The organism is Streptomyces aurantiaciflavus (assembly GCF_049808595.1).
Lineage (GTDB): Bacteria > Actinomycetota > Actinomycetes > Streptomycetales > Streptomycetaceae > Streptomyces.
In genome coordinates, this window is sequence record NZ_JBNCAQ010000047.1 from 43853 (window position 1) to 67263 (window position 23411).

Annotated in this window: 19 protein-coding genes; 9 read left to right on the forward strand and 10 right to left on the reverse strand. The window is 71.4% G+C overall.

Annotated features, from left to right (window positions below; genetic code table 11):
• Positions 1 to 204: 204 nt before the first annotated feature.
• On the forward strand, positions 205 to 891 hold the full coding sequence (locus tag ACPT94_RS37735) for a maleylpyruvate isomerase N-terminal domain-containing protein (RefSeq protein ID WP_360351274.1): 687 nt from the start codon (positions 205 to 207) through the stop codon (positions 889 to 891).
• 80 nt (positions 892 to 971) lie between these two features.
• Here the strand turns inward: ACPT94_RS37735 and ACPT94_RS37740 are convergent, their stop codons facing one another.
• Positions 972 to 2156 (reverse strand): hypothetical protein, encoded by a 1185-nt coding sequence (locus tag ACPT94_RS37740; RefSeq protein ID WP_360351272.1) that lies wholly within the window; start codon positions 2154 to 2156, stop codon positions 972 to 974.
• Between the two features lie 637 nt (positions 2157 to 2793).
• Positions 2794 to 3042 carry a DUF3072 domain-containing protein gene (locus tag ACPT94_RS37745; protein ID WP_425247237.1) on the reverse strand — a complete coding sequence of 83 codons (249 nt, stop codon included), beginning with the start codon at positions 3040 to 3042 and terminating at the stop codon, positions 2794 to 2796.
• Between the two features lie 293 nt (positions 3043 to 3335).
• On the opposite strand from ACPT94_RS37745, the gene ACPT94_RS37750 reads away from it, so the two are divergent.
• Complete coding sequence (locus tag ACPT94_RS37750) at positions 3336 to 5453, forward strand: SpoIIE family protein phosphatase (RefSeq protein ID WP_425247238.1); 2118 nt, start codon at positions 3336 to 3338, stop codon at positions 5451 to 5453.
• 119 nt (positions 5454 to 5572) lie between these two features.
• On the forward strand, positions 5573 to 6430 hold the full coding sequence (locus tag ACPT94_RS37755) for an MBL fold metallo-hydrolase (RefSeq protein ID WP_425247239.1): 858 nt from the start codon (positions 5573 to 5575) through the stop codon (positions 6428 to 6430).
• Between the two features lie 88 nt (positions 6431 to 6518).
• Here ACPT94_RS37755 and ACPT94_RS37760 read toward each other — a convergent pair whose 3' ends face one another.
• From ACPT94_RS37760 to ACPT94_RS37775, 4 genes are read right to left on the reverse strand one after another with little or no spacing between them, the layout of a single operon-like run.
• Positions 6519 to 8558, reverse strand: coding sequence for a beta-galactosidase (locus ACPT94_RS37760; RefSeq protein ID WP_360351261.1), 2040 nt, complete (start codon positions 8556 to 8558; stop codon positions 6519 to 6521).
• A 56-nt stretch (positions 8559 to 8614) separates the two neighbouring features.
• The gene (locus ACPT94_RS37765) at positions 8615 to 9499 is read right to left on the reverse strand and encodes a carbohydrate ABC transporter permease (protein WP_360351259.1); all 885 of its coding nucleotides are present in this window, start codon (positions 9497 to 9499) and stop codon (positions 8615 to 8617) included.
• Complete coding sequence (locus ACPT94_RS37770; RefSeq protein ID WP_425247240.1) at positions 9496 to 10473, reverse strand: carbohydrate ABC transporter permease; 978 nt, start codon at positions 10471 to 10473, stop codon at positions 9496 to 9498. Before ACPT94_RS37770 ends, ACPT94_RS37765 begins: the two co-directional genes overlap by 4 nt.
• 20 nt (positions 10474 to 10493) lie before the next feature.
• A complete protein-coding gene (locus ACPT94_RS37775) occupies positions 10494 to 11807 on the reverse strand; it encodes an ABC transporter substrate-binding protein (RefSeq protein WP_425247286.1) in 1314 nt (437 codons plus the stop codon).
• A gap of 824 nt (positions 11808 to 12631) precedes the next feature.
• Between ACPT94_RS37775 and ACPT94_RS37780 the strand changes: the two genes are divergently transcribed.
• Genes ACPT94_RS37780 through ACPT94_RS37795 form a run of 4 tightly spaced genes read left to right on the forward strand, consistent with a single transcriptional unit; the run spans position 12632 to position 17517 of the window.
• A complete protein-coding gene (locus tag ACPT94_RS37780) occupies positions 12632 to 14929 on the forward strand; it encodes a hypothetical protein (RefSeq protein WP_360336880.1) in 2298 nt (765 codons plus the stop codon).
• The gene (locus ACPT94_RS37785) at positions 14929 to 16071 is read left to right on the forward strand and encodes a hypothetical protein (protein WP_360336882.1); all 1143 of its coding nucleotides are present in this window, start codon (positions 14929 to 14931) and stop codon (positions 16069 to 16071) included. Before ACPT94_RS37780 ends, ACPT94_RS37785 begins: the two co-directional genes overlap by 1 nt.
• Before the next feature lie 16 nt (positions 16072 to 16087).
• Complete coding sequence (locus ACPT94_RS37790; protein WP_425247241.1) at positions 16088 to 16972, forward strand: hypothetical protein; 885 nt, start codon at positions 16088 to 16090, stop codon at positions 16970 to 16972.
• 44 nt (positions 16973 to 17016) lie between these two features.
• Positions 17017 to 17517 carry a hypothetical protein gene (locus tag ACPT94_RS37795; protein ID WP_360336886.1) on the forward strand — a complete coding sequence of 167 codons (501 nt, stop codon included), beginning with the start codon at positions 17017 to 17019 and terminating at the stop codon, positions 17515 to 17517.
• A 16-nt stretch (positions 17518 to 17533) separates the two neighbouring features.
• Here ACPT94_RS37795 and ACPT94_RS37800 read toward each other — a convergent pair whose 3' ends face one another.
• Both ACPT94_RS37800 and ACPT94_RS37805 read right to left on the reverse strand, forming a co-directional pair.
• The gene (locus ACPT94_RS37800) at positions 17534 to 18904 is read right to left on the reverse strand and encodes a sensor histidine kinase (RefSeq protein ID WP_360336888.1); all 1371 of its coding nucleotides are present in this window, start codon (positions 18902 to 18904) and stop codon (positions 17534 to 17536) included.
• Entirely contained in the window at positions 18901 to 19659 is a 759-nt protein-coding gene (locus ACPT94_RS37805) for a response regulator transcription factor (protein WP_425247242.1), read from the reverse strand. The genes ACPT94_RS37800 and ACPT94_RS37805 overlap by 4 nt, the downstream gene beginning before the upstream one ends.
• Before the next feature lie 122 nt (positions 19660 to 19781).
• Here ACPT94_RS37805 and ACPT94_RS37810 point away from each other — a divergent pair, with 122 nt between their 5' ends.
• Entirely contained in the window at positions 19782 to 20306 is a 525-nt protein-coding gene (locus ACPT94_RS37810; RefSeq protein ID WP_360336891.1) for a hypothetical protein, read from the forward strand.
• A gap of 92 nt (positions 20307 to 20398) precedes the next feature.
• Here the strand turns inward: ACPT94_RS37810 and ACPT94_RS37815 are convergent, their stop codons facing one another.
• Positions 20399 to 21268, reverse strand: a complete 870-nt coding sequence (locus tag ACPT94_RS37815) for a spermidine synthase (protein WP_360336893.1) — start codon at positions 21266 to 21268, stop codon at positions 20399 to 20401.
• 58 nt (positions 21269 to 21326) lie between these two features.
• Positions 21327 to 21710 carry a hypothetical protein gene (locus ACPT94_RS37820; RefSeq protein WP_360336895.1) on the reverse strand — a complete coding sequence of 128 codons (384 nt, stop codon included), beginning with the start codon at positions 21708 to 21710 and terminating at the stop codon, positions 21327 to 21329.
• 269 nt (positions 21711 to 21979) lie between these two features.
• On the opposite strand from ACPT94_RS37820, the gene ACPT94_RS37825 reads away from it, so the two are divergent.
• Positions 21980 to 23392 (forward strand): NsdA family TPR-like regulatory protein, encoded by a 1413-nt coding sequence (locus tag ACPT94_RS37825; RefSeq protein ID WP_360336897.1) that lies wholly within the window; start codon positions 21980 to 21982, stop codon positions 23390 to 23392.
• Positions 23393 to 23411: the final 19 nt, after the last annotated feature.

The following is a 23411-nucleotide window of genomic DNA, read 5'->3' on the forward strand; positions in this document are numbered from 1 at the left end:
CCGGGAAGATCCGTGGTGCCGTGGGGACCGCGTATCCAGCCCGCGCCGCACGACACGTCCCGGGACGGGGAAAACCGAGGCGGCGACGGTCGGTGACGGTCCGTGGCGCCGTGTCACCGCGTCCTTCCGGCGGGGCCGGCCGCACGCCGACGCGGCGGCGAAAACGCCGAGGCTCCGGCGCGCCCGTCTTCCTAGGCTGCCGTCATGACTGATGCCCAAGTGCCCGAAGCGCACCAGGTCCTGGTGCTCCGCGAGACCTACGGGACGCTCGCCGCGGTCGTGAAGTCCCTGGGCGAGGAGGAGTCCTGGCTGCCCACCGCCTGCACCGGATGGGCGGTGCGCGACCTGCTGTTCCACCACCTCACGGACGCCCAGCGCGCCCTGGTGGCCCTGCACACGCCCGCCTCGGCTCCGCCCGACCGCGACGCCGTCACCTACTGGCAGGACTGGGCGCCCGACCGCGTCGGCGCGGCGAACGGCCGGCGCTGGGCCCGGGTGAACGCGAGCATGTTCCTCGACTTCGATCAGCTGCGCGGCCTGTACCTGGAGACCACGGCGGCGGCCGTCACGGCGGCGGCCGCGGCCGACCTGGAACGCCCGGTCGCCACCCAGGGCCACGTCCTCACGGCGGGCGACCTGATCACGACCCTCTCCGTCGAGGCCGTCGTCCACCACCTCGACCTCGTCCGGGACCTGCCCGACGCACCCCGCCCCTCGCCCGCCGGTCTCACCGCCGTACGGGAGACGCTGGACGGTCTGCTCGGCCGGCCGGTGCCCGTGGACTGGAGCGACGAGCACTACGCGCGCGCGGCCACCGGGCGGGCGCCGCTCACCCCGGAGGAACGGCACGCGCTCGGGGCGGACGCCGATCGGCTGCCGCTGTTCTGCTGACGCGGAAACCGGTTCCGCCGACGTGGTTCCGCCGACGTACGGACCGCTGCAGCCGCGCGGACGGCAACGTCCGGCTCCGGCTACCGTTCGGTCGCCCCAGGGCCCTCCTCGGAGGCGTCCCGCTCCGGTGAGGCGTCCGCCGCCGGGGCCGGCGTCGACGGCGTGGGCGCCGGGCGCAGGTTCTTCGCCGTCTCCCTGAGCCGTTCCAGGGTCCGGCCCAGCTGCTGGAAGGGGGAGCCGCCCGTCCTGGCCTGCGGCTGCGGGCGCTCGCCGCCGTTCTCGGCCGCCTCCCGGTAGGCCGCCAGCGCCTCGTGGGCCTGCTCGGCGGCCTCCCGGTAGAGGTCCCGGGACTGGGTCATCGCCTCCAGCGCCTCGGCGTACATCGCCACCAGTTGGCGTTCGCGGGCGAGTTCCTCCTCCAGGGTGAGCAGCTGCCACTGCTCCCGCAGCGCGGTCAGCGCGGCCTCGCCGCCCTCCGGGAGCGGCTTGGGCAGGGCGGCGAACCGCGTCACCGCGTCCAGCACCTCGGTGGGGTGCGTGCCGTCCAGGAACACACTGCGCACCGAGAAGTCGCCCGCGTCGTACGCCTCCGGGGCGGGCGCGCCCGGCAGCACCAGGGCGCCGCCGCGCGGCACCTCCACGTCGAAGTCCCGCAGCGCCCAGTTCACGGTGCGCAACTGGTGCGGTGCCGCGCGGTGCTCCACCACCCGGTGGTGCAGCCCAGGCGCCAGGAGCGGGACCAGCGACCGGCGGCCCCGCTCGTCCGGCGTCATCGCCTCGTGCACCACGACGTGCACGGTCCAGGTGTCCCGCAGGGCGTTGCGCAGGGTGCGGCGCAGCTCCTTGTCGTCCGCCGGGAGCGGGTTGACGTCGAGGTACCGCTGCCCGGTCACCGTCTCGTGGCCCCACGGGGCGTCCGCCTCCCACGGCCAGAACATCGCGGCGGGCGACGGCCAGCGCAGATCCCACGGCCGCTCCGCCTCCGCGACCAGCGTCCACTCCTGCCCGCGCCCCGACCACTCCGCGAGCGTCAGCCGGGCACGCACGGTCACGTCGTCGGGCACGAGCCACCGTGCCTCGAAGGTGAGTTCCCCCTCGGCGGTGTCGGCATCGGGAACCTCCAGGAAGTCCTGGATCGTCGCGTCGCCCTTGAGGGACGAGAGGTTCTTGCGCAGCACGTCCGGCGCGGTGGGCCCGGTGTGGCGGCCACGAGCCAGCCACACGGTCGAGGGAGTCGTGGGCGGGACGGTCGGGGAGGTGAGCATGAGTCCATTCGTGAGAGCGGGGGACGACGGGTGTCTGCCAGTATCGTCGTCACGGCGAGTGGGTGATCAAGCGGGGTCGGCGCATACCGGGTCGCGGTGCGCCTTCCCCATCGCGGCCCGCGTCACGCGCGCGGATCGGGGCGCCCGGGGGCACGACCAGCGCAGACCGCCGCACCCGGGGGAGCGGGCCGATGAAGCCGGCCCTCGAAGGACGTGCCGCACGGTGACAACTCCGTCATCGCCGGTCCCACCCGTACGGAGGGCGGCGAGGAGTCCGTGAGGAGTCCGTCCGGAGACTCGCCGGCACCGAGCCGCCCCGGGAGGAGGCCCGGCGCGTCTTCACGCGCGAGGTGTGATCGACGCGCGCGGGGTGTGCCCCGTTCACCAAGGTCACCCCCACGCACCCATGGCCCCGTCCGCGCACGGCCCCGAGAATCGACCGGGCGGACAGGGCCCGCCCACCATCCGCGTCGGGGCGGGCCCTGTTCCCGTGCTCGGAGGGGTTACCGGGGCCGGATGTGAAGCCGCGTGGTGGCCGGCGGCCGCCGTGGCAAACGGCGGACGGCCGAAGGCCTGATGGGCTCCCCCCTCCATGTCCGACGACTTCAGGTCGCGCCGCACCGCAATACCACCGCGGTCACCCGTCGCCGTCGCCGCCGTCGCCGTCGGCCGGCCCGGCGTCCGGTGATCCCGTCCCGCCCGTGCGGGGCGAAGCCCGCTGCAAGCGGTCGATCAACCGCGAGGCCTCTGCCTTCGTGAGGTCCTGCGGGACCTCCTCGCCCGCCTCACGGGCCAGGGTGCGCAGGTAACTCAGCTGCGGACCGGTGGCCGGTTCGTCCCCGGTCGCCCAGTCCTCCACGTCCTTGGCCGGATTCGCTTCACTCATGCCGTCCGACTACCCCCGACTCCACGGCCGTCCCCACCGCCGTCCCCACGCGGCGACTCCCGGGTCCGTGGGCGCCCCGGCTCGAGCACCGTCGGCCACCCGCTGTTGGCGGCGGAGAACACCGTCCGCCTCCCGCCACTTCCCCGGCGGCGTGCCGACCGCTCCCCGCAGGCGTAACGTCCCCCTATGGGTGAGCTCGGGCACGTCCGGCGTGGGTATGCCGTGCCCCGAGGGGAGCAGATGGCCGCCCACGGCCGCCCGGGCGCGCGCAGTCGCGATGCTGGAGGTGCCTCGTGACCGGCACGGGTGATCCGGCCACGGATGCCGATGAACTGGATGCCGCGTTGGCCGAGACGGTGCGCCGGACCGGCGCGTCCGTCGGTGCTCTGTACGTGCTCGCACCGGACGAGCAGCTGTTGTGTCTGGAACTGCTGTGCGGGGTGCCGGCCGAGTTCGGCGCACCCTGGGAGAGGGTGCCGCTCGCCGCTCCGGCACCGGTGGCCGACGCCGTCCGTGAGGACCGCCTGGTGTGGGTGGCCAGCCAGGAGGAGATGGCCCGCTCCTATCCGCGCACCGCGATGGTGCTTCCCTACCCGCTGGCGTTGGTCGCCGCGCCGGTCACCGGCGTCCGGCGGTGGGGGGCGCTGCTGCTGATGTGGCCGGCCACCCGTCCGCCGTACATGACCGGACGGGAGCGGGGACACATCGCGTCCAGTTGCCGGCGTCTGGCCAGGGTGCTGGAGGAAGCCGTCGAGCACGGTTGGTTCCCGGCCTGCGGCGACCGGCCCCGCGTCGTCTCCACCGGAGGGGACCGCCGGTTCGCGAGCCCGGCGATGGCCGCCGCCGACTTCGCCGAGCGCCTGCCGGGCGGAAGCTGTGCCCTGGACCTGGAGGGACGCTTCGTCTACGTCAGCTCCGGCGCCTGCGACCTGCTGGGCCGAGAGGCCGGTCAGCTGCTGGGCACACTGCCGTGGCAGTCCCTGCGCTGGCTCGACGACCCCGTCTACGAGGACCGCTACCGCGCCGCGGTGATCAGCCGCGAGCCCGTTTCCTTCACCGTCTGCCGTCCACCGGACCGGTGGCTGGACCTTCATCTCTACCCGGACGCCAGCGGCATCAGTGTCCGTATCGTCCCCAGCGGCGCCGCTTCCCCGCCCTCACCCGCGCCCCGCCGGTCCACGAGCGCCGCCACACCGGCCAGCGCGGGACAGCTGTACCAGCTCACGCACCTGGCCGCCGCGCTGACCGAGGTCGTGGGCGTCCAGGACGTCATCGACCTGGTCGCCGACCAGATCATGCCCGCCTTCGGCGCCCAGGGCCTCGTCCTGTCCACCGCCGACGCCGGCCGGCTCAGGATCACGGGCTATCGCGGCTACACCTCGCACACCGTCGCCCGTCTCGACGGCCTGCCCCTCGACACCGCCTTCACCCCGGCCGGGCGGGCCCTCAGCAGCGGCATTCCCGCCTTCTTCTCCGACCCGGAGGAGATGCGGCGCGTCTACCCCGAGGCCCCCCAGGTCAGTGGGAAGCAGGCCTGGGCCTTCCTGCCGTTGATCATCTCCGGCCGGCCCGTCGGCATCTGCGTCCTGTCCTACGACAGCCCCCACGAGTTCCCCGCCGAGGAACGCGCCGTCATGACGTCGCTCGCCGGGCTCGTCGCCCAGGCCCTCGACCGCGCCCGCCTGTACGACACCAAACAGGAGCTCGCCCAGGGCCTCCAGCAGGCGCTGCTGCCCCGCACCCTTCCGGCCGTGACCGGCCTGCGGGTCGCCGCCCGCTACCTGCCCGCCACCCGGGGCATGGACATCGGCGGAGACTTCTACGACCTGATCCGGCTCGGCGGCACCGCGGCCGCTGCCGTCATCGGCGACGTCCAGGGCCACAACGTCGCCGCCGCCGCCCTGATGGGTCAGGTGCGCACCGGTGTCCACGCCCACGCGACCCTCGGGACAGCCCCCGACCAGGTCCTCTCCAGAACCAACCGGCTCCTCACCGACCTCGGCCCCGACCTGTTCACCAGTTGCCTCTACGCCCACCTCGACTTCGCCCGCCGACGCGCGACCCTGGCCAACGCCGGCCACCCGCCACCGCTCCTGCGCCTGCCCGACGGCGACACCCGGCCCGTCGTCGTCCCGCCCGGACCGCTCCTCGGCATCGACCCCGACGCCGTCTATCCCCTGACCGAGATCCCGCTCACCCCGGGGCTGATGCTCGCCTTCTACACCGACGGCCTCATAGAGACGCCGGGCGTGGACCTCGACGACTCCATCACCCACCTCGCCGGCCATCTCGCCGACGCCGACGACCGGGATCTGGACCTGCTGATCGACCACTTGCTGAGGAACGCCCGCTCCGTGCAGCGCACCGACGACATCGCCCTCCTGGTGCTGCACCACGGAGCGGGCCGTTGACACCAGGGAGACTCGGCGATGCGGGACACCCGTTCCGCTGTGGAAAGGGGGAGGCGGGGCGGCCGCGGCCCGGAGTGTTCCGGCCGGTCACGGGTACTCCGCCTGCGGAGGTGAGCATCATGCCTCGGAGCACGGACAACCTCGCCGACGACGCGATCGATGTCCATTTCATCGGTAACGCGACCGTTCTGCTGTCCTACGGCCCGCTCACCCTGCTCACGGATCCGAACTTCCTGCACCGTGGGCAGTACGCCTACCTCGGGTACGGGCTGCTCAGCCGGCGTCTGACGGAGCCGGCCGTCGACGTGGACGAGCTTCCCCGCCTCGACGGGATCGTGCTGTCCCATCTGCACGGGGACCACTGGGACCGCCGGGCGCGCCGGCGCCTGGACCACACGGTGCCGGTCCTGACCACACCGCACGCGGCCCGCCGGCTCAGGGTCGTCCACGGCTTCCGCCGCACCGCGGGGCTGCGCACCTGGCAGGCGTTCACTCTCCGGCACGGCGGGGCGCGGGTCAGGGTCACGGCCCTGCCGGGCCGACACGCCGGCCATGCGGTGCTGCGCGCGCTGCTGCCGCCGGTGATGGGAAGCATGCTGGAGTTCGGTCCCGCCGGGGGACCGGTCCGGGTGCGGCTGTACATCTCGGGCGACACGCTGGTGTACGACGGTCTCGACGAGATCACCAGGCACTTCCCCGCCGCCGATCTGGCCGTGCTCCACCTGGGCGGCACCCGGCTTCCGGGCGGCTTCGTGGTCACCATGGACGGCGCGCAGGGAGCGGAACTGGCCCGGCGTCTGGGTCCCAGGCTGTTGCTGCCCGTGCACTACGGCGACTACACGGTGATGCGGTCGCCGCTGACCGCGTTCCTCGCCGAGGCCGACAGGATGGGGCTCGGCGACCGGATCGTCCACTGCGGTCACGGTCAGCGGGCCCGTCTGACCGCCGCACCCGGGGCGGTCCCGACGGTCTCCTGAGCAGGCCGGCCCGCTGGAACCGAGCGTGTGATGCCGCCCACCGGACGGCCTGGTCAGCGGCATCACAGTCGTTCCTTCTCGCTGTCGGTCAGCGCTCCTCGCGCACGACCGCGACACCCCCTGCGGGAACGGTGACCGAACCGTTGACGGGCTTGCCGGTGAGGAGTTCGACGCCTTCGGCGGGGACCTGGGCACCGTCCCCGCCGTGGTCGATCAGGAACAGGTAGTCGGCGTCGGCGCCACTGCGGCGGACGGCTTCGATGCCGTGCAGCGGGGTGGCGAGGACCGGCTGGACGCCGGCATCGTCGCAGACGCGGGCCAGCAGCGCGGCGAGAGTCGCGGGGTCGGGGCGAGTCGCCAGATACCAGGCGGTCCCGTCACCGGCGGTGTGCCGGGTGACGGCCGGTACGCCTGTCAGCGGTCCGTCCGCGTAGGAGGCGACCTGCTCGGCTCCCGCCAGCCGGACGCGCTCGGACCACAGGGTGGCGGTGGCACCCGCGGGGACCGCCCCGGTGAGGTGGAGCGTCTCGCCGGGCAGCAGCGGGAAGAGTTCGTCGGTGCGCACGCCGAGGACGTCCCGGAAGGCGCCCGGGTAGCCGCCGAGCCGGACGTGGCAGTTCTCGTCGACGGCGCCGCTGTGGAAACCCACCGCCAACGTGCCGCCGCGCTCGGCGAAGCTCGTCAGGTTGGCCGCGCCCGTGTCGTCGACCAGATAGAGACTGGGGACGAGGACCAGGCGGTACGACGACAGGTCGGCGTCGGGGCGTACGAAGTCCACGGCCACGCCGGCCTGCCACAGGGGCCGGTACCAGTCCCGGACGAGGTCCTGGAAGCGCAGCTCGCCGCTGGGCTGGCAGGGAAGTTCCAGGGCCCAGCGGGCGTTCCAGTCCCACACCACCGCGACCTGGGCGGTCGGAGTGCTTCCCCGCACTTCGGCCAGGGCCTGGAGATCCGTGCCCAGTTGGACCACGTCACGCCAGATCTGACTGTCGGTGCCGGCGTGCGGCAGCATCGCCGAGTGCCACTGTTCGGCGCCCGCCTTGGCCGCCCGCCACTGGAAGAAGGCGATGCCGTCGGCGCCGTGGGCGACGTGGGCGAGGGCGTTGCGGCGCATCTCGCCCGGCGCCTTGGCCCGGTTGACGGGTTGCCAGTTCACCGCGCCGGTCGAGTGCTCCATCAGCAACCAGGGGCCGCCGGCCATGGAGCGCACCAGGTCGCCGCTGAGCGCGACGTCGACTTCGGATTCCGGGTCGGTGGACCGCAGGTAGTGGTCGTTGGAGACGATGTCCAACTCGGGCGCCCAGCGCCAGTAGTCCAGCGCGTCGATGCTGAAGTTCACCATGAAGTTGGTGGTGGCGGGGATGGACGGGGCCTTTGCCCGCAGCGCGTCCCGTTCCGCCGTGTACAGCGACAACAGCTCGTCGGAACAGAAGCGGCGCCAGTCCAGTCGCTGAGCCGGATTGGGGTCGGCGCCGGTGGCACGCGGCGGCAGGATCTCGTCCCAGTCGTAGTACCACTGGCTCCAGAAGGTGGTACCCCAGGCGTGGTTGAGGGCCTTCAGGTCGTCGTCGTACCGATGGCGCAGCCAGGTGCGGAAGGCGGCGGCGCTGGTGCCGCAGTAGCAGGCCGCGTTGTGGCAGCCGTACTCGTTGTGGATGTGCCACATGGCGACCGCCGGGTGGTCGGCGTAGCGCTCGGCCAGGGCGCGGGTGATGCGCAGGGCGGCGGTGCGATAGGCCGGGCTCGACGGGCAGAACGTCTGGCGGCTGCCGTACGAGAGCGTGCGGCCGTCGCGGTCGACGGGCAGCGCCTCCGGGTGGGCCCGGAAGAACCAGGCGGGCGGCGCGGCGGTCGGGGTGGCCAGGTCGGCGGCGATGCCGTTCTCGTGCAGCAGGTCCAGCAACCGGTCCATGCGGGAGAAGTCGTACTCGCCCTCGGCGGGCTCCAGCAGCGCCCACGAGAAGATGCCGACGCTGACCATGGTCACCCCGGCCTCGCGCATCAGGCGCATGTCCTCGGCCCACACCTCCTCGGGCCACTGCTCGGGGTTGTAGTCACCGCCGTAGGCGATACCGGGCACGCGGAGCGCGGGCGTGGCCGGGGCGACGGGGGGTTTCGGATGTGTCACTGGGGTCACTTTCGATACGTACTGCGACACGTACAAGGGGCGTACGGGACCTTTGTTCAGCCCTTGTTGGCGCCGAGGGTGAGGCCGCTGACGAACTGGCGCTGGAGCGCGAAGTACACGATCAGCGTCGGGATCGCGGTGAGGAGGGCGCCTGCTGCGACCAGGTTGGGGTCGGTGAAGTACTGGCCGGAGAGGTTGTTCAGCGCCGACGTGATCGGCATGTTCTCGCCGGTGGAGATCAGTACGATCGCCCAGAAGAAGTCGTTGTAGATCCAGATGGACAGCAGGGTGGCCAGGGCCGCCATCGCCGGCTTGCACAGGGGCAGCACGATCTGCCAGTACAGGCGCCACACGGAGGCGCCGTCGACGAGGGCGGCCTCGGTCAGCTCGTGCGGCAGGGAGCGCATGTAGTTGCTCAGCACGAAGGCGCAGAACCCGGACTGGAAGGCCACGTGGATCAACACCAGGCCGAGCGCGGAGTCGTACAGCTTGCCGCTCATCGTGATGCCGGGCAGGTCGATCAGCAGGTACATGCGGTACAGCGGGGTGATGATGACCTGCTGCGGGAGCAGGTTGCCCGCGGTGAAGACCAGCAGCAGGAAGAGGTTGATCCGGAAGTCGAAGCGGCTGACGTAGAACGCCACGCACGACGACAGGAACAGGGTGACGAGCACCGCCGGGACCGCGATGAGCAGCGTGTTCCCGAAGTAGTGCAGCATGTCCGACTGCTCGAACGCGTTCGTGAAGTTGTCGAAGCTCAGCTTGTCGGGCCAGGAGACGTAGCCCTTGGTGCTGGTCTCGGAGTACGGGCGCAGGGCCGCGAACAGGGCCCACAGCAGCGGGGCGAGCCAGGCCAGGGCCGTCACGACGAGGAACGTGTGCAGCAGGATCCGGGCGGGGCGCACGGGCGTGCGCTCCTTCAAGTGCAGGGTGGTGCTCATGCGCTCCGCTCCTTCCGGAAGGTCGAGATCAGGTACGGGATGATCACGGCGAGGGAGATCACCAGCAGGACCACGGCGATCGCGGAGCCGTATCCGATGCGGCTGGACTCGCCGATGATGTTGTTGGTGACCAGGATCGAGAGCAGTTCGGTGCCCTGGGCGCCCTTGTTGAAGACGAAGACCAGGTCGAAGGCGCGCAGCGCCTCGATGATGGTGACGACCAGGACGACGGTGTTGGTCGGGCGCAGGGTCGGGAAGATGACGTTCTTGAACGTCTGCCACTCGTTGGCGCCGTCGAGGGAGGAGGCCTCGCGCAGCGACGGGTCGACGCCCTTGAGGCCGGCCAGGTAGAGGATCATCATGTAGCCGGTGTGGCGCCAGCAGGCGGCGACCAGGACGGCCCACAGGTTCAGGTGCGGGTCGCCGATCCAGTCGATGTAGTGGCCGGGCTTGTTGGCCCCGATGATGCTGTTGATCAGACCGGTGTCGGGGTTGTAGACCAGCTGCCAGACGAATCCGGTGACCGCCAGCGACACCACGACCGGGAGGAAGAAGGCCGTCTGGTAGACGCGGCTGAACCGGATGTTCTTGTCCAGCTGCACGGCCAGGAACAGGCCGAGGGGCGTCGGGATCAGGATCAGCACGACGAACCAGATCACGTTGTGCTGGACCGCGGGCCAGAACTGCGGGTTGTTGGTGAACAACTCCTTGAAGTTGTCCAGCCCGACCCACTTGATCGAGTCGAAGCCGATGCCGTCCCAGGTGGTGAAGGCCAGGGCGATGGAGGCGAGGGCCGTGACCCAGACCAGGGTCACGTGCAGGACCGTGGGCACGCCGGCCATCAGGCCGAGCGTGAACCGGTCTCGGCGGGTCAGCAGGCGCCGGTGGCCCTGCGGAACCCGCTTCTTCGAGGACGCGCCCCGGGGCGGCTCGACGGCCGCCTCCGGGGACTTCGTGGTGATTTCGGTGCTCATGTTGTTGATCGGGCCGCCGCTCAGGAAGAGGCGAAGATCGTCTTCTTCTGACGCTCGATCGAGGTGAGGAGGCTGTCGATCCCCTTGGGGTCGCGGACGAACTTCTGCAGCGCGGGCTGCATCACCGTCGAGGTGAAGTCCGGCCGGCTGTCGCGGTCCATGAACTGCGTGAGGCTCTTGGCCCCGCTGATCATTTCGTACGCCTTCTTCTGCAGGGCCGTGTACGACGAGGTGTCGGCCTTGCTGGAGGCGGCCACGACGCTGGAGTCGGCCTTGAGGTAGATCGACTCGGCCTCGGGGGTGCCCAGGAACTCCAGGAGCTTGGTGACGCCCTCCTTGTTCTTCGGGGCCTTGGAGACCATGAAGCCGTCGGTGGGCGCCTCGACGGTGTCCTGGCCGAACTGCGGGTTGATCTCCGGGAAGGCGAAGAAGTCCAGGTCGTCCAGGTCGGCCTTGTTGGTGAACTGCTGCGCCACGAAGGAGCCGAGGAGATACATGCCGGCCTTCTTCGACACCAGCGTCTGCGCGGCGTCCTGCCAGGTACGGCCCAGGGAGCCCTCCTGGTGGTAGGGCAGCAGCTCGGCCCAGTGGTCGAAGGCGGCCTTGACCTTGGCGTCGGTCCAGGAGGCCTTGCCCGCCATCAGCTCGACATGGAAGTCGTAGCCGTTCAGACGGAAGTTGATCTGGTCGAAGGTGCCCATCGCCGGCCAGGCGTCCTTGTCACCGAAGGCGATCGGCGTCAGGCCGTCCTTCTTCATCTGCTTGCACAGCGCGACGAGCTGGTCCCAGGTGGTGGGGACGGTGTAGCCGTGCTGCTGGAAGACGCTCTTGCGGTAGAACAGCGCCCACGGGTACGTGTACAGCGGCACGAAGTAGTACTTGCCGTCCGCGCCCTTGCTGAGCTTCTTCATCGCGTCGGGGAAATTGTCCCCGACCTTCGCCCACACGTCGTCGATCGGCGTGGCCAGGCCCTTGGCCGCGAAGAACTGCATCCGGTAGCCCGCGAACCAGTTGAACACGTCGTCCGGGGTGCCCTGCAGGTAGGAGTTGATCTGCTCCTGGAACGTGTTGTGGTCCTTGGTGTTCACGTCGACCGTGATCCCGGACTGCTTCTGGAACGCCGCGTAGATCTCGGCGAACGCCTTCTTCGGCACCGCGTCGGAGGCGTTGGAGCCGACGGTGACGGTCTTGGAGTCGGCGGCCGATCCGCTGCCGCCGCAGGCGCTCAGCAGCGGGACGCCGGCGCCGAGGACGGCGGCGCCGCCTATGCCGCGCAGCAGGGTGCGGCGGCTGGGGGTGAGGCGGGAGAGACCGGAGGGGGAGAGGTCGTGCATGAACGGCTCCAGGTGACAGGGTCCGGCCATGGTTCTGGCTGAAAACTGATCTCAATCGACCAGAAATCAACTTGACCGAACATGTTGGCGCAATAACAGCCGCACGTCCTGTCATGCGTCAAGAGCCGACGGCCCGATTTGTCGAAACGTAATCGACACGCCCTCGCGCGCCCCGCCGGCGGCCTTCGCCGCTGAGACGGATGTGACTCGTGGGGCGATCACCGAGGCGGGGCGCACACCTCGCGGAGGCCTGTGGGCCCGGACGACCCGAACTGCGCATTGCATCCGCACAGTTCTCGACGTCACCTTCCGCTGCATGCAATGGCTCGCGGACTACGTTTGACGGCCAAACCTAACCCCTCAACCTTCACGAATGCGACGAGTTAATGGGAGCCCTCCGCCACGAAGACCCGGAGGTGACGTCATTCACACCGACGCGGTCGCCTCAGCTCCCCGGACGCCGCCCCGGCGTGTCCGCCGACGCAGAGAGCGAAGGCCGTGGAGACAGGGCTGTCGGTTCGGGTGACGTCGACTCCGCCCCCTGATGGGTCGGAGGCCCGCCCGCGGGGCCGGAGGCCCGCGCCCGACGGGCCGGAGGCCCCGCCCGGGGGTTCGGAGGGCCCGCCCGGGGGTTCGGAGGGCCCGCCCGGGGTTCGGTGGGCCCGCCCGGCGGTTCGCCGGCCCCCGCTTCCACGCGCCCCCGCGAAATTTCACGAACCCGGGACGGCCAACGACTCCGCCCACTACGTTGCCTGCCATATCGGGAGCGGTCTCCCGAACCGGTCCGGAGGGGTGCGGAACCGGCACTGCATGCTGGGGGGAACATGTCAGACATTTCCAGAGCTATCGACGCCCTGCTCGAAGCACGCCTGCGTCAGCTGCCGGCGGTGGAACGTGAGAGCGCGCGGTGGAAGACCCTCGGCGAACGGCTGGACGAGCTGGACACCGCCCTCACCGACCTCCGCGTCCACACCACCCTCGATCCGGAACTCGCCGCCTCCCTGACGATCCCTCAGCTTCCGGAGATGCGGGCCGGTGTCGCCGAGGCCGCCGACTCCTTCCGGACGATCGCCTCCCGGTTCACCCGGACCACCGTCAACCTGGGGGTGAGCGGGGCCGCCCGCATGGGCAAGAGCACCCTGCTCCAGTCGATCTCCGGCCTGGACGACCAGCAGATCCCGACCGGTGACGGCATTCCGGTCACCGCCGTGCGGAGCCGGATCTTCCATGCGCCCGCGGTGCGCCGGGCCGAGCTGGAGATGCACAGCCCGGAGAGCTTCCTCGCCGAGGTGATCGCCCCGCTGCACACCGCCCTCGCACTGACCGCGCCGCCGCGTTCCCTGACGGAGTTCGCCGCCTGGAGCTACCCGAAGTCGGCGGAGGAGACCCGTCGCCGCATGCTGTTCGCCCGGCTGCGCGACCTGCAGAGCGCGCTGCCCTCGTACGAGCACCTGCTGACCGGCGGTGTGAAGTCCGTACCGCTGGAGGAGATCCGCCCCTACGTCGCCTACCCGACCAGCGAGGAGGTGGAGGCCGCCGGCCCCGGTGGGGTGCCGCGCCGCTACGCCGCGGTGCGCGAGGCCCGGATCGAGTGCCCCTTCCCGCACGAGCACGTGGCCCGGATCGGCATCGTCGACCTGCCGGGGCTGGGCGAGGTCACCGCCGACGCCGAGCAGCGGCACGTGGACGGACTGCGCAACGAGGTCGACGCGGTGCTGGTGGTCAAGCGCTCCTCCGACACCTCCTCGTTCATCGACGAGACCGACACCGCCGGCATGGCGCTGCTGGACCGGGTGCGCGGGTATGTGCGCAGCACCGGGGAGTTCACCTACGTGGTGCACAACGTCGACCCCGGCAAACCGCACCTTGCCGAGGCGCTCCGGGGGCAGCTGCTGCACGGCCTCAACGACGGGGAAACCGATCGTTTCTTCACTGTCCTCGAGGCCGACGTACGCGATCCCGAGCAGGTCGGCCGTGCGGTCCTGACCCCGCTGCTGACGAGGCTGGCCGACGGACTGCCGGTGATGGACGCCGAGGTGCTCTCCGGCACCCGCGGCCGCGCCGCCGCCGTACGCGACCGGATCCGGCTGCACCTCACCGACGTACGGCGGGTGCTGGACCAGGTGGGGCGGCGCGCGGGAGTGCCGGAGGAGGTCAACGACGCCAAGGCCGACCAGTTGCGCAGCGGTGTCGCCAAGCGGCTGCGTGTGCTGGTCGCCGAGCTCGCGGCGGAGGCGGACGGCTCCGCCGACACGGGTTTCGTCCAGGCGGTCGAGACCGCCTACCAGGGCGTACTGGACTGGATCGACGACGGTTTCGGGCGCGGCGCGCAGGCCTGGCAGGAGCTGGCGCTGACCCGCATGATCACCGAGGGGCACCCGGCGGACTTCGCCGGACCCGAGTTCAACCGGATCCGGGTCGAGATCAGCCGGCGTTTCGCGGCACTCGACGACTTCTTCACCGAGCGGATCACCGACGCGTGGGACCGTGCGGCGGCTGCCGTCGCCGCCGAGTGCGGCGCGCTGCTCTCCGAGCAGGCCGAGCAGGCCGAGCAGGCCGCCAGCGAGGAGCCCTCCGGACGGCCCTCCGGACGGGCGGTCCTGGGCCGCCTCGCGGAGCTGTTCGAGGAATCCCCGCAGCCCTGCCCCGGCCTGGCGGCGGCCGTGCACCACCTCCTCGACGTACGGCTGGAGTACCGCACCCTGCTCCACCCCCGGGTGCGCCCCGACCTCGCCCCGCTGAATCTGCAGGTCACGCACCCCGACACCGGCGAGGAGATGCAGCACGTGGCGGTGCCGCTGACGGAGGAGGGCGCCAAGGAGCTGTACGGCATCTTCAACGGCCTCGCCGAGCAGGCGGCGTTCCGGATCCAGAAGTCGCTGCTGCGGGAGGCGGCCGTGCCGGCGGCCGTGATACACGCGCTGCTGGAGCAGTTCGAGGACACCCTGATCCGGTCCGGCACCTCGGCGCAGGAGTTCCGCCGCTTCGTCCGCAGCTACCGCAACGACCTGTGGCCGGAGGAGTTCCGCGGCATCGACGAGGCCAACAGTCGCTTCGCCCGGGTCGTCAGGGTGACCAAGGAGATCGCCGCCATCACCGAGCAGGAAGGGGAGGCGCTGTGATGGACGCCCAGGGCCCGGTTTTCGAGTACAAGATCGGCCTGCTGGCGCCGAGCCGGGTGGGCAAGAGCACCTTGATCGCCAGTCTGCTGAAGGAGGGCCAGCAACTGCTGAACCGCGAGACCACCGTCGGGCTGACAGCCGACCGGCCGACCCTGAATCGGATCACCGCCACACACAACATGGTGACCGGTGCGCTGAAGGCCAGGACGTTCGAGCCGGGCGTGGTACCGAGCACGCCCGATCCCTCGTACTTCCGGCTCCTGCTGGAGCCCCGGGGGCAGGATCTGCCCATTCGGTTCGACATCCTCGACTACCCGGGCGCATGGCTGGAGAAGGGAGGCGACAGCGCCCAGAACGAGCAGAAGTGGAACGAGTGCGAGACGTTCCTCTCGGACAGTTCCGTGCTGATCCTGCCGGTCGACTCGGTACTCCTCATGGACGCCGGCGACAGTCACGCGCATCTGCTGACCGCGCACCTCTCCGTGTCACAGATCGAGCAGGTGGTGCAGCGGTGGGCGAAGAACCGCCGCGAACGGCCCGGCGAACCCGCGATGGTGATCTTCTGCCCGGTCAAGTGTGAGACGTACCTGTCGGACAGCGGTAGCCTCCAGGACCACTCCGCGCAGTTGCGGCAGCAGCTGTGCGAGCAGTTCAGCGAGGTGCTGGAGACGATCAGGGAGGCCGCCCCGCACGCCTCGGTCCGTTACCTGCCGATCGACACCTTCGGCTGTGTCGAGCTGGTCTCGGCCAGGTGGACGCCGCACGCCAACGCCCCGGGCGGGGTCATGCTGGTGCCCAAGTACCGCGTACGGCCTCCCGGCACCATCAAGCGCAAGGGCCTGGACGACCTGGTCAGCCTGCTCTGCAGACAACTCGTCGAGGCGGCCCGGCTGCAGAGTCAGCGCACTGCCGCCGTGCGCAGGGTGACCGCTGATTTCTCCCGCAGGCACGCCGAAGCGGAAGAGGGCTTCTTCCGGGACCTGTGGCTCAAGGTCAACGGTGAGCGGAAGCGCCGGATCGAGGTCGCCGACGGCGACGAGGCACGCTACCGCGCCGCCGAACAGACCACCCGGTCCCTCTTCGACGTTCTCGCGACCCTGGCCGAACGGGCCGGCAGTGCCCGCCTGCAGCACCTGAGCTGAGCCGAAAGGACTCTCCGTGCGGATCCATCTGCGTACCCGAGGTGCGCCCCGGCCACTCGACTACGACTTCCTCAACTCCAGGCCCGTCAGCCGTTGGTGGGACGCGTACTCCGACGTGACCGCCACCGAGCGGCCCTGTTTCCTCTCCGTGGCGGGCCACGACCAGTGGCGCGTACTGGTGAGCGGTGTCCCCTCGGTACGCACCGACTCGGTGGGCACCCTGATCTTCTACACCCTGGTTCTGGAGGGCGCCCACGACGGCACCACTGCCGAGGACCGCGCGCTGGTGCTGGCTCTGGCCTCACGATGGCTGGCCGACCTCGACAGCCACCGCGACGAGCCCAAGGCGCTCTCCGCCCTCTTCGACAGCCTCTGCCCCGCCCCGGAGGTGGACCGGTTGCTGGCCGCCCCGCTGTCAGAACTCACGGCGGACCGTGAAGAGCTGACCGCGACGATCCGCGCGGCACTGGCCGGTGTGGAGCCCGTACCGTACGAGTCCGCGCCCGAGCACGGGCTCGACCGGTGGATCGCCGGGCGGGACGCCCCGGGGGCCGTGGCAGCCTTCCTGAACCGGCTGTCCGAGCTGCTGTCCGGGGAGGAGGAGAGCCAGGCACATCTGCTCAACCTCGTCTCCGAGGCGGCGGACGTGGCCGACCTGTTCCCCGGACGGCTCGCGGTCCTCGTGGAGGGCGGCCAGGTCGGTGACCCGGCCATGCCGCTGCGGAAGCTCCCGACGCTGAAGGCCCCACCGGGGCCACCGGCTGCGCCGGTACCTCCAGGCCCTGCGGGAGCCCGCCCAAAAGCCGGATGGCGGACGCCGATGTCCCTGGCATCGCTGGCCGCCTTGGTGCTTCTGCTGGCCCTGGCCGGGGTCCTCTGGATCTGGGAGGCGCCTTTCTGACACCGGGCAAGTTCAGCAGAGGCCTTGATGACCGGGAAATCAGAGTGCGCCTGCCGGACCGCGAACTCGTCTTCTTCAGCCGACCGATGTACCAGGAGCGCTGGATCGAGGAGAACCGGCTTCTGGAGTTCCGCTGCGAGTTCCGTTCCACCTATCCGGCGACCCGGCAACCTGTTCTCGCACGGCTGAGGGCACGACTGGTCGTCAGATGGGTCGAAGGGCTGCCCTACATGGACAAGGTCGGCCCGCGCCTGCGTACTGCCATCCAGCGCCACTCCCCCTCTCGCCTGAGCAGGGTCGGCGTGGGCGTGGTCAAGGACCTCATGCCCAGCTTCACTCTGGACGGGGTCGAGGACGTGGACTTCGCGATGGCGCTGGACGGGAACAAGGTCTTCGAGGTGTCCGAAACCGAGCCGGAGCAGGAGTGGCAGTCGCTCGTCATCGGCGGCACCTGCGGCAGCGTCCGGATCAGCAACATCGGCTACCACATGATCAAGTCCGTCGCGCACATGACCGAGATCCGTTCCGGTCGGACGTCCGCTTAGGAGTACCGTCCCGCCCTCACCCCACCCCCGCCCGCCTCCGCCGCCGTACCGCCCCCCGGTGCCCCCTCCGCGTCGGCGCGTGTCCGCTCAGTTGGATCCATATCCGCACCTCGGTGCCGCCGAGCACCGACGACCCGATGCGTACGTCCCCGCCGGTCGACTCGGCGAGGCGGCGCACGATGTCCAGGCCGAGCCCGGTGGACCCGGTGTTTCCGGAACCCCGGCCGCGGGCCATCGCGGCCTCGGGGTCGGATATGCCGGGGCCCGCGTCCGAGACGAGCACGATCACCGCGTCGTCGGCGTTGTGCACGTCGACCGCGAAGGCGGTGCCCTCGGGGGTGTGCCGGAAGACGTTGCCGAGGAGGGCGTCGAGTGCGGCCGCGAGGTCGGCGCGGGCCACGGGTATGCGCACCGGCCGGTCGACGCCGGCCACCCGCACCTTGCGGCCCTCGTCCTCCGCGAGCGCCGCCCAGAACGCCATCCGCTCCCGTACGACCTCCGCCGCGTCGCATCCGGCGCCCGGTCCGGCGGCCGCCGTCTGCGGCTTGGCCTCACGCGCGGTGCGGATGATGGCGTCGACCTCGCGCTCCAACTGGGCGACCGCCGCCCGGGTCTGCTCGGCGGCCGGGGAGTCGCCGAGAGAGGCCGCGTTGAGCCGCAGCACGGTCAGGGGCGTACGCAGCCGGTGCGAGAGATCGGCGGCCAGCTCTCTTTCGTTCGCGAGGAGTTGGACCACCTGGTCGGCCATGGAGTTGAACGCGACTGCCGCGAGCCGCAGTTCGTTCGGCCCCTCCTCCGGCACGCGCGCGCCCAGTTTCCCCTCCCCCAGTTCGTGCGCGCCCTCGACGAGCCGCTGGGCGGGCTGCACCATCCGTACGCCCAGCCGGTCGGCGACGGCGACCGAGCCGACGACGAGGGCGACGCCGACCGCGGCGAGCACCGCCCAGGCGGTGCCGACGCCGTTGCTGACCTCGGACTCGGGGACGTACACCTCGATGACCACGGTCCCGATGCTCAGGGCGACGGGCTGGAGCAGGACGGAGCCGCCGGGCACCTCGGCGGTGGAGGCGCGGCCCAGTTCGCGGACGGCCGCGATGTCGGTGTCGGCGGCGCGCCGCCGGCCGAGGTCGACGGCGGCCCGGTCGTCGCTCGCGGGGAGGTGGACGGCCATCCCGTCGTCGGAGCCGGCGGAGGCGATGACCCGCTCCAGCTGCTCGCGGTCGGTGGTGATGGACAGCGCGGGGACCACGACGGCGGCCTCCCGCTCGGCGTTGGAGAAGGCGCGGTCGCGGGCCATCTCCTTGATGACCAGCCCGAGCGGAACCGCGAAGGCGACCACGACCATGGTGGTGACCGCCAGACAGACCTTGACCAGTGCCCACCTCATCGCGGCGGCTCCGCTCCGGGAGGGCCGGGGGACTCCATGGCGTGCGGCTCCGTGGTGGGAGGCTCCATGGCGGGCGGCTCCAGCTTCACACCGACACCCCGCAGGGTGTGCAGATAGCGCGGGCGGGCCGCCGTCTCGCCCAACTTGCGGCGCAGCCAGGACAGATGGACGTCGATGGTCTGGTCGTCGCCGTAGGACTGCTGCCAGACCTCGGCGAGCAGTTCCCGGCGCGGGACGACGACTCCGGGGCGGCCGGCGAGGAAGGCGAGCAGGTCGAACTCGCGGCGGGTGAGGTCGAGGCGGGCGCCGTCCAGCTCGGCCTGGCGGCGCAGCGGGTCGACGGTCAGGCCACCGACCCGCAGGACGGTGGACGGCGCGGTGTCTCCTGCGCCGGAGCGGGCGCGGCGCAGGACGGCCGCCATACGGGCCGAGAGGTGCTCCACCGAGAAGGGCTTGGTCAGGTAGTCGTCCGCCCCGGCGTTCAGCAGGCGGACGATCTCCGTCTCGTCGTCGCGGGCGGTGGCGATGATGACGGGCACGTCCGTGATGCCGCGCAGCATCTTCAGGGCCTCGGAGCCGTCCAGGTCGGGCAGTCCGAGGTCCAGGATGACCAGGTCGAAGCGGAAATGGGCGACCTCGCGCAGCGCCTCCAGTGCCGTCCCGACGCTGCGCACGGTGTGCGAGGCGTCGGTCAGGTGCCGGATGAGCGCCGAGCGCACGAACTGGTCGTCCTCGACCACGAGCACACTTGCCATGCGCCGCACCGTACGCCATGCGGGCGAGACGAATTCGGGCCTGTGGACAACTCGCCTCCTGTGGACAACCGGTGGGGCATCCGTGCGACACCCGTGAGGCGTGTGGGGCAAGATGGCCCGCGATGCGCAGAGGACTCGTACACGTACTGGCGTGGTCGCTCGCCACGGGCGCGGCGGTCACGCTGTCGTGGTGGGGTGTCCACACGGTCATGGCGGGCACGGCCTACGACCCGCCGCGCGCGCTGCCGCTGACCGCGGGCGACGCGACGACGCAGGAGTCGAAGCCGGTGACGTCGGCCACCAGCCGCCCCACTCCTTCCGTTTCTTCCGCGAGCCCCTCGGACAGGTCGTCCCCGCAGCCGAGCCGGAAGCCCCGCTCGCCCTCCCCCGCCCCCTCGAAGACGGCGACGACCGCTCCCCCGAGCCCCTCCGGCGAGGTCAGGAGCTACGACACCGACGGCGGGCGGGTCGTGTTCGACCTCGGGAAGACCTCCGCGACGCTCGTCTCGGCGACGCCGGGTGCCGACTGGTCGATGCAGGTGTGGAAGACGGAGTCATGGATCCGGGTGGAGTTCGCCTCGGGCGCGGACCGGGTGTCGGTGTTCTGCACGTGGCACGACGGACCGCCGCGCGTCGAGGTGTTCTGACGGCTGGTCATGGTCCGTCGGAACACCGACGGTGGGTGGTTCATCCGAACACCGTCGGCGGGTGCCCTATCGGAACACCGACGGCGGGTGATCTATCGGAACGCCGACGGCGGCGGTGCCGGTGACGCCACCGCCGACGCGTCCACGACCGGTACGGCCCCGCCGGTGAAGTCGGTGAGCGGCTTGCCGTGTTCGACCCGGCCGGGGTGCGGGTCGGAGGCGGCTCTGCGGGTCAGCTCGGCGACCGGCAGGGGCAGGTCGGAGGCGACGAGGACCGCGTTGCCGAACCGTTTGCCGCGCAGCACGGTCGGGTCGGCGACCAGGGCGAGTTCGGGGAAGCGGGCGGCGGCGGTGGCGATCTGGCCGCGCAGGTGGGCGAGCGGCGGGCCGTCGGCGAGGTTGGCGGCGTAGAGCCCACCGGGTTTCAGGGCCCTGCGGACCTCGTCGAGGAACTCGGTCGAGGTCAGGTGCGCGGGCGTCCGGGCGCCGCTGAACACGTCGGCGATGACGAGGTCGGCCCACCCGTCGGGCACCTTGGCGAGCCCCTCCCGGGCGTCGACGGACCTGACCCTTGTGCGGGCACCCGGGTCCAACGGCAGCTCCCGGCGCACGAGTTGGACGAGGCGCACGTCACGCTCGACGACCTGCTGGGTGGAGCGGGGGCGGGTGGCGGCGACGTACCGGGCGAGGGTGAAGGCGCCGCCGCCGAGGTGCACGACGTGCAGGGGCTTGCCGGGCGGGGCGGCGAGGTCGATGACGTGTCCGAGCCGCCGCTGGTACTCGAAGGAGAGGAACGCCGGGTCGTCGAGGTCGACGTGCGACTGGGGCGCACCGTCGATGAGGAGCGTCCAGGCCCGCGTCCGGTCGCGGTCGGGCACGAGCTGCGCGAGCCCGCCGTCGACGGGCTCGACGACGGCGGCGTCGGCGTCACGCTCGCGCCGGGAGTTCCTGGACCTTGCCATGGAGGCATTTTCGCAGGCGGTGAGGGCGCTCCGCGCGCTCAGCCGGGCCCGGAGCACCTCAGTGGCAGTTGTCCGCCGCCTCGATGGTCCGCGCCGCCTCTCCCAACGCCCGCCGCAGGACGGCGGGATCCGTCGCGAGGTCCGCCTCACCGGGCGGCACCAGCCAGTCCGCGCCCTCGTCCGGCGGCTCGGGGTTCAGTCGCAGCCCGTGTCCGTTGGTCTCCGTGCAGGTACTTCCGGGAACGTCCCAGGCGGCGGCGGTTCCCGGTGGCACGAGGAAGCCGAGCGTGTCACCTCCGTCGTGCAGGACGGGCCCCACCGCGTCCGCGTCACCGCGGCGCAGGATGTCGACCGCCTCCAGACCCTGCCGGGTCGGCACCGTGACGAGGTCGCATGCCGCCACCGACGACATACAGGGATCGTTGCTCTGGCTGGTCTCCATCCCGGCCTCCACACCGCGCAGCCCGCTTCAGTCCACGGCGTTCAACGCGTCACACCGTCAACGGCTACGGCGGAAGTGCGCCGCAAAGGATGGCAGTTCATGGCAGATCGTGGATGAGATATCCGGTTTGTAGCCAAACACAGCGTGGCGAACCGACCACAGCAGGTACGTTCTTGCCCGCTGGACACCAGGGTGAGCACATCGGGACGCATCGGTTGACCCACCCGGAATCCGGCATGGTTCGACGGTTCGCACGAGAGGACCCGGCCATGGCGTCAACGGTGACCCCACCCCGGCCCAACCGGCCACCACGGCCCAATCTCGCCTTCCGGCAGCTGCGCGGACAGCGCTCGCCGGCCGAGTTCGCCGCACTGGTACGGCGGGCCGCGCGCGAGATCGGTGAGCGGGTCAGCTGTGACGCGCGCTACATCGGCCGGGTCGAGGCAGGAGAGATCCGCTGCCCCAACTACGCGTACGAGCGGGTGTTCCTGCATATGTTCCCCGGCCGCACGCTCACCGATCTGGGGTTCGCGCCCCGCTCGTCCGTACGCGGACGGGGGGCGCGCGCCGTGGGTGACGCGCCGGGTGCCGATGAGGCCCGCGGGGCGGACGAGCCGTATGACACGCAGGACCCGTACGACACGCACCACAACCACGAGGAGAGCGACGTGCTGCGTCGCGCATTCATGACCGGCGGGGGCGCCACGGTGGCCGCCGCCTCGCTGGGCCCCTTCGGGTTCGCCCTGGACGCATCGGCGGCGGAACGTTCCGTGCGCCGCGCCGGGGCGGGCGACGCGAGCGCCCTCGAAGAAGCGGTCCGCAGGATCCGGCTGCTGGACGACCGGCACGGCGCGGACGGTCTCTACCGGCGCGCGGCGGCCCCGCTGCGCGCCGCGTACGCGCTGCTGGACGCCGGCGCGACCCGGCAGGCGACCGCCGACCGGCTCCACTCGGGCGCCGGTGAGCTCGCCATCTCGGTGGGCTGGCTGGCACACGACTCCGGCCGGTTCGACGACGCGCGCTCGCACTACGCGGAGGCCCTCGCGACGGCGCGGACGGCCGGGGACGAGGCGCTGGAGGCGCACGCGTTCTGCAACACGGCGTTCCTCGCGCGCGACGCGGGCCGGCCGCGCGAGGCGGTGCGCGCGGCGCAGGCGGCCCAGCGTGTCGCGCGCCCCCTCGGCTCGCCCCGGCTGATGTCGCTGCTCGCGCTGCGCGAGGCGGGCGGCTGGGCCGGCCTCGCCGACCGCACCGGCACCGAACAGGCCCTCGCACGCGCCCAGGCCCTCTACGGACGGGGCCCCTGCGACGCCGACCCCGAGTGGATGAGCTTCTACGGCGAGGCCGAGCTGGAGGGGCTGGAGGCCCAGTGCTGGTCCACCCTGGGCGACTGGCCGCGCGCGGCCCGGCACGCACGGCGCGCGGCGCACCTCCAGGACCCCCACTTCACCCGCAACATCGCGCTGTACACCGCCGAACTGGCGGACGACCTCGCCCGCGGCGGTCGCCCCGACGAGGCCGCGGCGGCGGGGATGCGGGTGCTGGATCTGCTCGGTCAGGTCCAGTCGTCGAGGATCCAGACGATGCTGGCGGGCACGGCGAGGGTGCTGCTCCCTCACCGGCGGGCTTCCGGGGTGTCGGACTTCCTGGAGAGGCACGCATCACAACCGAGAGCCGTGTGAAGAGGCCCGCCTGGCTGCG

Excerpts from the sequence above, each read along its gene's own strand:
- ACPT94_RS37735 (WP_360351274.1), top strand. The coding sequence starts at position 205 with ATGACTGATGCCCAAGTGCCCGAAGCGCACCAGGTCCTGGTGCTCCGC.
- ACPT94_RS37740 (WP_360351272.1), bottom strand. The coding sequence starts at position 2,156 with ATGCTCACCTCCCCGACCGTCCCGCCCACGACTCCCTCGACCGTGTGG.
- ACPT94_RS37810 (WP_360336891.1), top strand. The coding sequence starts at position 19,782 with ATGCGCAGAGGACTCGTACACGTACTGGCGTGGTCGCTCGCCACGGGC.
- ACPT94_RS37815 (WP_360336893.1), bottom strand. The coding sequence starts at position 21,268 with ATGGCAAGGTCCAGGAACTCCCGGCGCGAGCGTGACGCCGACGCCGCC.
- ACPT94_RS37755 (WP_425247239.1), top strand. The coding sequence starts at position 5,573 with ATGCCTCGGAGCACGGACAACCTCGCCGACGACGCGATCGATGTCCAT.
- ACPT94_RS37825 (WP_360336897.1), top strand. The coding sequence starts at position 21,980 with ATGGCGTCAACGGTGACCCCACCCCGGCCCAACCGGCCACCACGGCCC.
- ACPT94_RS37765 (WP_360351259.1), bottom strand. The coding sequence starts at position 9,499 with ATGAGCACCACCCTGCACTTGAAGGAGCGCACGCCCGTGCGCCCCGCC.
- ACPT94_RS37775 (WP_425247286.1), bottom strand. The coding sequence starts at position 11,807 with ATGCACGACCTCTCCCCCTCCGGTCTCTCCCGCCTCACCCCCAGCCGC.
- ACPT94_RS37785 (WP_360336882.1), top strand. The coding sequence starts at position 14,929 with ATGGACGCCCAGGGCCCGGTTTTCGAGTACAAGATCGGCCTGCTGGCG.
- ACPT94_RS37780 (WP_360336880.1), top strand. The coding sequence starts at position 12,632 with ATGTCAGACATTTCCAGAGCTATCGACGCCCTGCTCGAAGCACGCCTG.
- ACPT94_RS37820 (WP_360336895.1), bottom strand. The coding sequence starts at position 21,710 with ATGGAGACCAGCCAGAGCAACGATCCCTGTATGTCGTCGGTGGCGGCA.
- ACPT94_RS37805 (WP_425247242.1), bottom strand. The coding sequence starts at position 19,659 with ATGGCAAGTGTGCTCGTGGTCGAGGACGACCAGTTCGTGCGCTCGGCG.
- ACPT94_RS37800 (WP_360336888.1), bottom strand. The coding sequence starts at position 18,904 with ATGAGGTGGGCACTGGTCAAGGTCTGTCTGGCGGTCACCACCATGGTC.
- ACPT94_RS37770 (WP_425247240.1), bottom strand. The coding sequence starts at position 10,473 with ATGAGCACCGAAATCACCACGAAGTCCCCGGAGGCGGCCGTCGAGCCG.
- ACPT94_RS37745 (WP_425247237.1), bottom strand. The coding sequence starts at position 3,042 with ATGAGTGAAGCGAATCCGGCCAAGGACGTGGAGGACTGGGCGACCGGG.